The 10,389-nt window shown below is 52.6% G+C and carries 9 protein-coding genes; 6 read left to right on the top strand and 3 right to left on the bottom strand.

Going from position 1 to position 10,389, the window contains the following annotated elements; genetic code table 11:
• Window positions 1-133: 133 nt before the first annotated feature.
• Both L6D64_RS07815 and L6D64_RS07810 read right to left on the bottom strand, forming a co-directional pair.
• Window positions 134-1,648, bottom strand: a complete 1,515-nt coding sequence (locus L6D64_RS07815) for an ArnT family glycosyltransferase (RefSeq protein ID WP_176506227.1) — start codon at window positions 1,646-1,648, stop codon at window positions 134-136.
• Between the two features lie 157 nt (window positions 1,649-1,805).
• Window positions 1,806-2,417, bottom strand: a complete 612-nt coding sequence (locus L6D64_RS07810; RefSeq protein ID WP_176506226.1) for a class I SAM-dependent DNA methyltransferase — start codon at window positions 2,415-2,417, stop codon at window positions 1,806-1,808.
• Between the two features lie 435 nt (window positions 2,418-2,852).
• Between L6D64_RS07810 and L6D64_RS07805 the strand changes: the two genes are divergently transcribed.
• The 4 genes from L6D64_RS07805 (at window position 2,853) to L6D64_RS07790 (ending at window position 8,042) form a co-directional block, all read left to right on the top strand.
• On the top strand, window positions 2,853-3,542 hold the full coding sequence (locus L6D64_RS07805) for a hypothetical protein (RefSeq protein ID WP_176506225.1): 690 nt from the start codon (window positions 2,853-2,855) through the stop codon (window positions 3,540-3,542).
• Window positions 3,539-5,539: a hypothetical protein gene (locus L6D64_RS07800; RefSeq protein WP_176506224.1), complete on the top strand. Its 2,001-nt coding sequence runs from the start codon at window positions 3,539-3,541 to the stop codon at window positions 5,537-5,539. The genes L6D64_RS07805 and L6D64_RS07800 overlap by 4 nt, the downstream gene beginning before the upstream one ends.
• Window positions 5,540-5,547: 8 nt before the next feature.
• A complete protein-coding gene (locus L6D64_RS07795; RefSeq protein ID WP_176506223.1) occupies window positions 5,548-6,537 on the top strand; it encodes an ATP-binding protein in 990 nt (329 codons plus the stop codon).
• Window positions 6,538-6,878: 341 nt separating this feature from the next.
• On the top strand, window positions 6,879-8,042 hold the full coding sequence (locus L6D64_RS07790; protein ID WP_176506222.1) for a hypothetical protein: 1,164 nt from the start codon (window positions 6,879-6,881) through the stop codon (window positions 8,040-8,042).
• Here L6D64_RS07790 and L6D64_RS07785 read toward each other — a convergent pair.
• Window positions 8,014-8,493, bottom strand: a complete 480-nt coding sequence (locus L6D64_RS07785) for a transcriptional regulator (protein ID WP_176506221.1) — start codon at window positions 8,491-8,493, stop codon at window positions 8,014-8,016. The two genes, L6D64_RS07790 and L6D64_RS07785, sit on opposite strands and share 29 nt — an antisense overlap.
• A 201-nt stretch (window positions 8,494-8,694) precedes the next feature.
• Between L6D64_RS07785 and L6D64_RS07780 the strand changes: the two genes are divergently transcribed.
• Together L6D64_RS07780 and L6D64_RS07775 are read left to right on the top strand one after the other, a co-directional pair.
• Complete coding sequence (locus L6D64_RS07780; RefSeq protein ID WP_176506220.1) at window positions 8,695-9,426, top strand: metallophosphoesterase; 732 nt, start codon at window positions 8,695-8,697, stop codon at window positions 9,424-9,426.
• Window positions 9,427-9,667: 241 nt separating this feature from the next.
• On the top strand, window positions 9,668-10,066 hold the full coding sequence (locus L6D64_RS07775) for a DUF6957 family protein (RefSeq protein ID WP_176506219.1): 399 nt from the start codon (window positions 9,668-9,670) through the stop codon (window positions 10,064-10,066).
• The last annotated feature ends 323 nt before the right edge of the window (window positions 10,067-10,389 follow it).

The raw sequence follows: 10,389 nt of genomic DNA, 5'->3' as shown, positions 1-10,389 counted from the left end.
TTGCCGGCCAAGTGTGAAGCTAACAAGAAACTTAACATGCATAAACATCCATTCGGATGGCTGTAAAACTGCGCGTTTAGTTGCCGGTTTAGAAGCTGTTAGTTGACGCTTGGCAGCGTCGCAAGGGGCGTGCCTAGGCCTTGGGGATATAAGCCACGCTTTGATCATCACGGGTGTGTAGCCACTGCTCGCCACGGCTGGGCTGGGTGGTGACCACTTGGTGGTCGTATTCCAGGTAGCCAAGGGGTGGCGTCTCGCCATGGCGGTAATGCGCGACGATGATCGTGCGCTGCGGGTCCCAGTGCTTGCCGCTGGTGCGCTCCAGCCAGGCCATCAACGTCGCGGTGTTGCCACTGCGGGGGTAATGCTCGGTCTGCGCCACATAGTAGAAGGGGGCACCACCCGTTTGGAGGTACATTGGCACCTTGTTGTCCACCTCGACCATGACCAGCTGCCATTGCGCCAAGGGGGCCTGACGGCTCGCCTGTTCGCGTACCGCCTCGCCGAAGCGGATCACGCCGCCGCCACCATTGCTCCACGGCACGAGGATACCCAGCACTGCCAGCAGCAACACGGCAGTCACCGCGAAACCGGCCTGCAGACGACGCCCGATGTCTTCGCGCACGGCCATGCGCCGGGTAATCCACCAGGCACCGAGCAGCTGCGCGAACGGCACCAGCGGCAGCACATAGTAGCTGCGCCGGCTGCCGCTGGCGGTGAAGAACAGCATCAGCAGGCCAAGCCCTTGTACCAGCCAACGGCTATTGGGCTCGATCCGCCGCCAGTGGCGCAGGGCAACCCACACGGCGATGATCCAGCAGGGTGCCCAGGGCAGGGTATAGACCGGCAGGTACACCAGGTAGGTGTAGATTGGCCCGAGGTTGTCGAATGGCTGGAAGAACCGCACCACATTCTCGCGCAGCACCAACCCCAGGCCGCTTTCGCCGTAATCAGGCGCGCCGTACAGGTGCGAGAGCAGAAACGGCAACATGTACAGCATGCCTGCCAGCAGCAGCGCAGCCAGCAGGCGCAGGTTCAGGTGGCGGCGCCAGCGGCCTTCGCCCAGCAGGTGCGGCAGCAATACCAGGCCAGGCAGGATGAAGCCGATCAAGCCCTTGAACAACGACGTCAGCGCCAGTAGCCCGAAGAACCCGACGTAGCGCCAGAAGCGGGTATCGTCCGGCCCGCGGCAATACCACCAGACCGCTGCCAGTACGCCGCACACGGTGAGGATGTCGGCAGTGGCCACCCGTGCCCAGAACACGAAATAGAAGGTCGTGGCCAGCATCCAGCCGGCGACCAGGCCGGTGCCCTTGCGAAACAGGCGCTCGCCCAGCAGGTAGGTCAGCCAGACACTCAACCACGCCGCCACCACCGAGGACAGGCGCAGCGACCAGGGCCCCAGGCCACCGGTCAGCCAGGCGCTGGCCGTGATCAGCCAGTAGGACAGCAGGGGTTTGTCGTAATAGGCGCCGCCTTTCAGGTAGGGGTCAAAATAGTCTCCGCTTTGTAACATCTGCAGGGAAATGTTGGCCCAGCGGGTTTCTGCTCCCCATAACTCGCGACTGCCCAAGCCCAGCGTCAATAACAAGGCGGTGACGGCCAGCAGTAACAGCAAGGCGCGTTGCTCGGATGTTCTGAAATTCATGACTGACCCTGCGGGTGGGCAAATTGTCGGCGAATCCTAGGCGGAGAAAAGTGCGGGAGGAGTGAAGGATTGGTGAAAAAGTTGCTGATTGCGTTGCACAATCATATAACTACACTAAATGGTTATTTAGTGTAGTTATAAAAGAAGTGCATAACGGTTAACAGAAGCGGCGGGCGATCCATACCGTCTGGCCGCCACACTCAGGGTCTTCGACGATATGGTCCAATACCCCGAAGCCGTGTTCACCCAGTTGTGCGGTGTATTCCTCAGGATCCAGGCTCGCGTGATACAAGGTTTCGCCCTGGAAATTACCCAAAGCTTCACCCAGCGAGGTACCGCTGGTGAACATCAGAATGGCACCGGGTGCCGCATGACGCTGGAACACAGGGAACATCCTGCGCTGATCATCGGGCCTGAGATGGAAAAAGCTGTTCCAGGCGAGGACGCCGTCGAACTGGAGATCGAGCGACAGCGTGCGCATGTCTGCATGAATCCATGAATGCTCAGGGAAACGGCTGCGACAAAGAGCAAGCATCTGCGCTGATGAATCCACGCCAGTTACCGCCAGCCCGGCATCGATCAGATAACGTGCCACGGGCTGACCGGAGCCACAGCCCAGATCCAGTACCGTTGCAGAGGGCGTCAGCAAGGCATGGAAACGTTTGATCCATTTATGTTCGGTCAGGCGATTGCCGCGCAATTCATTCCACGCGTGAGCGTGCCGGTCGTAGAGATCGATGATGTTGTCGGCAGAGGGATGGTCAGGCATCTGGCGTCCTTGATGGTGAATCGTCTCGAATGGTGCCGTTTGAACATGGCGCTGAAGATAGAGTACACCGAAGAAACACTGCCCCTATCCCCACCCCACCAAATTTCCAACCCTGTCAGCCACTTAACAAAAACAAATCAAGATGGATCATTGTGAGATGGTCAACGTTACTTCTCAGCTTGAGATGTATATTCGTCCTCAGGGCAACCGCTGGAAGCAAATCTGACCCTACGAATCACCAAAGTACCAAGGACGCCGGTATCTCGTACTTATCTAAGCCTTTGGAGGCTAAAAACGAGGAAATTGGAGAACTTTTATACCGTACCGGACTTTCTCGAAAGATGCTAGTTGCGAAGTATTCCTAGCAGCTACCATCTGTCGTACTAATATTTATGGAAGCGATTTCGTACCTTTGCGCCCAGTGAGACCTTCCCCATGGCCACGATGAAAGGTCACCGCCGCAATCAGCTAGCGGCTAGCCGCAAAACCAGCAGCCATAACCGCAGTCTTTGGATGGTCTACAGCCCCAAGCTGAATGCTGATCTCGTTATCCTGGGCGACCTGGAAATCATTCACTGGGCTACCGAACTGGAGACCAATCCGAGTGTGCAGGCCTACCGCTTCGATGAGGATGTGAACATCAGCCTGACAGTAGGTGAGGGTGAGGATGACAGTAATTTTACGAAAATCAGAGGGATATGGGTTGATCGTAGGTCTGGGGCAGTCGAATTTCATCAAATAGACGCCAATGAGAAACATGACTCCGATCGCAAATCGATCCCTATTCGTTACCGACTCACTGATCAAGTTACTCGACACGCGGAGCTGGTTTCGATTACGTCTGCTCATCTTACGTTGGTCGCCTATCAATTAGGGTTCTGGCTAAAAGTAATCGCATTTGCATCGCAGCTGAGGGGTTACGAGCTTGACCATGAGACTGAGCTCGTGGGTACCCAGGTTCAATTGCTGAGAAAGGGCACGATTCGATCTCTGCTTGAGGACTTGGATATAGCGGATCAAGCCATTGCGCTGGGCGTGATCTGCCGCTTGATCATCTCGGGCTCCGTAATTGTGGAAGCAAGAAAAGACGGGTTTGGCTACAACACAGCTTGGAGCGCGCCATGACTAGGCGTTCTCGATCCGAAATTGTCGACCTCATACGCGCGACAATGCCATGGCCGGACGCCTCCGTTGAGGAGTTGGAACCCAAGGATGCCGGTGTGTACCGCCATAGAAAGCAAGCCCTTGAGATGTATCTTCAAGGGGATACGATTGACGCAATCAAACATGCCACGACCATAGACGGAAGTTTTCTAAGGAAAATGATTAAGCGATGTCTGACGATGGCGCCAGATGGTAACGTCTATGGGTATCGAGCGTTCCTACCTCATCAACCGATAAAAGCGTACATACGAACAAAAGAAGTCGATGCCTCCCACTGGCAGTCGGGGGCGGGCCTCGCTGGCGTGCTCGGCGCAACATTTCGTCGGTATCCGGGACTTGAAAGCCGGCTCACTGCGCTGATCTTAAAGCGCAGGTCGAAAGGCAAAAAGAGCAAAGAGATACATGAGTTTGCTATACGAGCTGTAGATGTGCATGTGGCATTTATAGGAATGCTGAGAGAGAATAATCACCCGGCAATGGAGTGGCCTTACAATACTAAGAGCTTGGGTATAAGGGGGCTGACCACCTACATCAAACAGGTGCGAGAGCAAAATTATGAGCGAACAATTCATATCAGTGGTGATCGAGGTGCTATAGCGCATATACCCGTTGGGACAGGTATTCCATCTTTGACCAAGTCCACAGGACTGATGAGCGCAATCGAGATCGATGCATATACTTACGATGCAATATTTATATTAATTCTCCAGCATGAAAATGGCCTCGAAACCTATCATGTCCTGAAGAAGTTGCATCTCCTTGCCGCCGTTGATTCCCTGACCACTGCTACGCTTTGGTACTACGTCGTTCATGGTGATGATGTGTCTGCGGAAAGTGTTGTCACGCTCATTCGAAAAATGCTTAGCGCCAACCTTCAAAAGCCTGAATTTACCATACAGGATTTGGCCATTGAACCGGGCGCGGGTTTTCCGATGGAGGTTATTCCTGAGATGACGCAGGTACTGCCGTCAATCATTCGGCTCGATAATGCGCTGGCACATCTAGCCAATAAGGTCAGCAGTGATCTCCGAAAGCAAATAGGATGCGTGATTGAGTATGGAGTACCTGGTCGCCCTGAAAGACGACCCAGCGTTGAGCACAAATTCAAGCGATTTGCGGCGGACTTGATTCAACGCTTTCCGAATACTACGGGGGCAGGCCCTCTTAATGGCAGGGCAGTGAATCCTGAAGGAGCTGCTATCGAATTCATGATAACAAGTGATGAACTGGATCAGCTGACCTATGCGTTTTTTGCCAACCTGAATGCAGAGCCGTCAGCAGGGCTGCGCTTCCTGTCACCTCTTGCAACCGTCGAGCAACTGGTCAGAAAGGATCATTACATCCCTAGGCGCCCACCCATTGACATGCAACATTCGTTGGGGCTTGTCAGAGCGAGTTACCCCAGAACAGTGAAGGGTGGTGTTGAAGATGGCCATCGACCTTACATTAACTTCAAGAAAGCCAGGTATACATCTCCAGCACTCGCACGCAGCCCACAACTCGTCGGTGAGCCCATCATTATCAAGGTCAACGAGGTGGATATACGAGTCGTGGATGCTTACTTGAAGACCGGTGCTTCAATAGGCCCTCTCACGGTGCAAGGCGATTGGGCAGAACATCCACACAGTCTCAAAGTTCGTGACATTATCAACTCATTGATATCCCGGCAGATTTTACATCGAGTGACAGGCGAGTGCATCGTAACGACCTATTTCCGCTATCTTGAAGGCAATCTGAAGGCAGCTGCGAAAAAAAATAAGCAAGACCCAAAGTCTGCCACGAAGCTCGACGCACTGAGGGCTGAAAATCACATTGGCATACATGCAGAGGAGTTAAAGTCTCATGCTGCTCCGCAGATAGAGCCAGATGAGCCCAAAAAACATGCGTCCATACCTGAGCGGGAATACATTGTTCCGCCTGGCAGCATAGACCTCATTGAGTTGGTTAAAAAGCTCTGAGTGGCGCCATGGATATTTACGATCCTTACGATATCGAGCAGCAACGGGAAATGATGTGGATACATCCGCTCATGACCAAAGACTACGTTGCCCTCACCCCAAGCATGCCTAAAGTACTTGAAATCGTAATCGAGCACATAATGCTTCATAAAAGATGCCTTGTCTTCAAGGCTTACCCTCGCATGGGTAAGACCACGACTTGTAACTTCGTTATTAGTGCATTGAAAAGGCACCCAGCACTCAAAGATCGGTTTGTGACGCGCGTTTCAGCAGATACGATCAATGAGCTGAAACGCAGGGAGCATATCGTCAAAAGTCTAGCCAACGCACTGCATCTTTTCGTGCCGAAGAGATTAGACACCGCAGCGTTGCGCCAGGATGTGCTTAATGCGATTGAAAGCGCCCTGAAAAACATGGGTGGGAGGCACTGGGTTCTATTTATAGATGAGTTGCAGACTCTAACCATTGAAGATTTCGAACATCTTCAGCATATCCAGAATTTGCTGGCCATCAACGGCATTGACACCACCCTTATTGGTTTCAGTCAAACACAAATCAACTTCGCAATTGAGCTACTAAAAAAACAGAAACGTGTCGAGCTCAATGCGCGATTTTTGAGTGAGGTATTGGATTTGCCATGTTGTGACGATCATACCTGGATGGAAGAAACCGTAAAAGGGTATGATGAGAACTTTACCTACCCACCCGGCAGCAATTGTACTTACACTCAATTTTTCCTTCCAAGGGCCTTTGAAGCTGGCTTCCGCCTAGCCACCTATGCCCCTCAAACGTTTAAGGTGATGTCGGAGGTGGTGACCGGGGCAATCCGAGTAATTCCCACTGAATTCGTGTTTGAAGTTTTCAGGCTTATCCTAATTCGATCTATGAATAGCGACTCAGCGGACTTTGAGATGGTCGACGAAACCATAAAGTCCGCTACTGCTGAGTCTGGACTTCGTGCATACATGGACATCCTGAAAGAAGGTGGAGTGTTGTGAATATCTCGCAGCCAGTACGATTCATATTCCTCCGGCCTCCTCTGAAATATGCTTCTTCTTGGCTGGTATTCCTTAACATCATGAAGTGGAACCGGTTTCGACGGTTTAGCGATATCTGCAGACTTTTAGAGCTGTCAGATGAGGGTTCAAAAGGGACTGATCGTTGGTGGGACGGTAGCCAGGTTCCATATGCATACGTTGAAGAAGCTTGCGGATTGGAATGCAACGAGCTGCAGTATGCATTTTTGGACGGTTGGTTTCCGCGGTTGAGCATCTCAGGCTGTGGGAGCTTAGACATAGGGTCTCAACCTAGAATCCGACATTGCGCTCAATGTATAAAAATGGGCTATCACTCAGCCGTATTCTATTTCGAATACATTACCCATTGCCCATGGCATCAGGAACCACTTCGTTATTGCCAGCAGTGTACGAAAGTACTATCGAAATCATGGCGCGGCAGGCACAGGATCGCTGAGGCCGCAGAAAATTGTGAGCATCTAGCAATAATTCTCGATGCGATCCCGGCAAAAGCGATATCGGTTAATTTACGCTTTGAGGTAAATAATTGGTGTGCCGGTTTCAGGCTTAGTATTAAGTGTGGCTGGCTACTGCTAGGGGAAAACATCCGTGAGATTTTCGCGGGAAAGCCATCCAAGCTGCAAGATAAAAAAGTTCCTACTCAGTTATTGGTGGAGCGATTATCACATGATTTTCTCGCGGTAGCTACAGGAGTACCAGTCACTTTTTTCAAGCTCCCGTTCGCTGAGATAACACGACGACTTAGAAACTTACTAAAGCCTGACGATCTTCTGGTGAGTGAATTATTAAAATCGAAGGATCCGTTAGTTAAATTTGAGGACTATGTGCTTGTTGAGAAATCAATTAGGCGCTACATATTTCGTCGCTACATACGTTTCCATAGAAAATGCTTGGCTCGCTTGGTTAAGCTAGATCCGGATAGTTGGTACCAGCTTAATCTCGAAAATGTATGCCCTTGCGTGATAGCTTACCTCACAACCTTTGCTCGCCGCTGGGCCGTTTCGCCATATGAGTTGTTAAAAGCACGCGAGAGTCTTCTGGATTCGCATTTCATTGATTTCTCCCAAGATGGAGAGATATTGGATTGCGTACGCACATGTGAGCTGTATAAGTTAATTGCTAGGTTTTACAGAACATGGAGCTTGCTGCGTCACTATAGAGAAATTGATGGCGGAAAATTTGTGCTAAATTATAGGCATGATGGTAGTCTGCTTAGCTTTGCTGTACCAATGATCTACGAGACTGCTCATAAGGGCAGCGACGGCGCTTACCGGGATGCGGTCATGTTGATGGAGGAGCCAGGACGTGTGCTCGAAAAAAGCGTTGCATACTGTGCTAGCCGCCTTAACAAACCATTGAAAGTAGAGATAGGTCTATATTCAAAATGGCTGCTTAGCAACAACAAGAATATGATCTGTGCATTGCATAATCGCGCAGTTAGCGATCATCGTCGCTTGGATATTTAGTCGCCATCTGATCCCAGTGCCTTCCCACTGTCTGCTTGGAAACTCCAAGTTCTCGCGCGACCTCCGCCTTGGTCAGTCCTTGAGCTTTCAGACGCTGCACGTCTTCACGCCGCTCCCGTGCCGCCGCCACCCGTGCGTGAATCCGGGTATCGGTTGTGATCACAAGAGGTGCGACTGACCCGCCCAATCCAGCCACTTCTTTGGATACCTGTTTAAGCAGATCTGTAGGTCGGACGACTTGGTCGGCACCGTATGCCAAGGCGAGGAGTGTCAGAGGATGAACATCCAGCTGACGAGCGATCTCATCGAGCTTCTCCACCGACACGCCGCGCTCGCCGCGTTCAACGCGACTGAGGTGTGCGGCAGTAACGCCTTCTTCAACGTCGGTCAGTACCACCCGGCGCTGCTGGCGTACGTAGGTCAGCGCTGCGGCGATAGCTTGCCTGAGCATTCGGGAGCATCCCTAAAATCCGACTGTATGCCCGGTTTGCGTGGTTCCGTACAATGTCGTATAGTCAACTGTGTGGAACACTTTCATTTGGCTCTAGGTGCATCAGGGCGGCGTTCGCTGCCCATTTGCATGCTAAAGACTCATTCAATATATCGCTTAATCGAAGACACGGGACTGGACGTCAGCCCCGCGAGACTCTGCATGAAAATATTGATCTACTCCGATTTGCACACCGAATTCAGGCCTTTCACGCCGTCGTCCACGGATGCTGATCTGGTCATCCTGGCGGGCGACATCGGCACCAAGGCGCGGGGTGTGACATGGGCCAATGAAGCATTCAACTGCCCCGTCGTTTACGTATGCGGTAACCACGAGTTTTACGGTGGCCACATCGATCGTACCTTGGCAAAAATGAAAGCAACTGCCGCACCTCACGTGCATGTTCTTGAGGATGAAGTGCTGGAGTTCGGGCGGGTTCGTTTCCTCTGCGCAACGAGCTGGACGGATTTTTCATCTACCGGCTCGCAGCACGTTGCCGCACACACGGCGTGGACGCGAATGAGTGACTTCAACGCGATCCGAGCGGATTCAACGTACCGCCGGCTGCGACCTCAGGACGTCATTGACCGTAATCGCGCCTCACACGCGTGGCTGAGCCAAGAGCTTGATAAGCCCTACGAAGGTAAGACTGTTGTTATCACGCACCATGCACCAGTCATGAGCGTGGTCAAAGGGGCACGTGAACACCTTACAGCGGCATATGCCAATCACTGGCCCCAGCTCGTGGGGAAAGCTGATTTTTGGATCTACGGACACCTTCACCGCTCGATGGATATGCATCTAGGGCGGTGCCGCTTGCTGTCGAACCCAAGAGGATATCCAGGTGAGCATGAAACGGGTTTCAGACCAGACTTCGAGATCGAACTGCCCTGACGAAATCATGAGCCGGAATAACCCGGGTGTCCGGCTGCACCTTGGCCTTTAGCGACCTTCAATCGCTTGCCGAAGATTTTTCGGGTGGCCAAGCCGCTGATTAGCGACGATTCGATCAAGGCCATTTTGATGAAAATCCAGGTGACTAGGGCAATACGCCTGGATCGTGAATTTGCGACCTCCCAATCCATACGGCAGAGCTCTGCGCGCCAAGCAAAATAAACGTTGGAGACGTGTGACCGTGGAAGCAGCACTGATGGCCAGTTTTATATTCGAGGAAGGAGACCCGATGCACGGGCTTGATCTCACCGATGATGAGCTGATTGAGCAAGCACAACAAAGAGGTCGGGAACGCCCTTTGGTGGTTTTGCGTGAGTGGATGATTCTCGATGTCATGCTGTCAAGCGAATTGGAAGATCAGGTCAAGGTGATGGGGTGTGAACCCGCAGTGGTTTTTGCCAAAAGCATCGTTTATGACAGCAGGTCGGGGGCCTCTCGTACCGGGGCGATCCGGTCAAGCTTCAGGGTTACGTCGGAGCAGTCGATGTTCAGCACGCGTGAAACAGACTATCTCTTGGCGGGTGTGGGCGTACGCAAGTATGTAAGTTTGCCAGCCATCCTTGCCCTGGATGACCTCTAGAACACCTGCCTGAGAGTGCCTCGACGGCGATGAATGTGCGAGCAGGGCAACACCGCGCTGAACAACGAAAATTGCCAGGGGCTTCCCCCTAATGAAGGATGCAGCTATGCCGCGTTACCGCGGCCATGCGATTTTTGTTGCCGGCGCCCAGCTGGCTCGCTATGTTGGTTGCGTGTCATTCACTGAGAATCCCAATGGACGATCACACTTCAACCACTTGCCAGGCAGACCCGCCGACCGAGCATCGGGCCGCAGCCCACTCCTTCGCGCAAGAGCTAAGGGCAGAACGTGCCAGGGTTGAGCGGGAGCGCTTAGCCGAAGAA

Source organism: Pseudomonas urethralis, assembly GCF_021602465.1.
In the GTDB taxonomy this organism is placed as follows: Bacteria; Pseudomonadota; Gammaproteobacteria; order Pseudomonadales; family Pseudomonadaceae; genus Aquipseudomonas; species Aquipseudomonas vlassakiae.
This window is presented reverse-complemented; position numbering and strand designations above follow the sequence as displayed.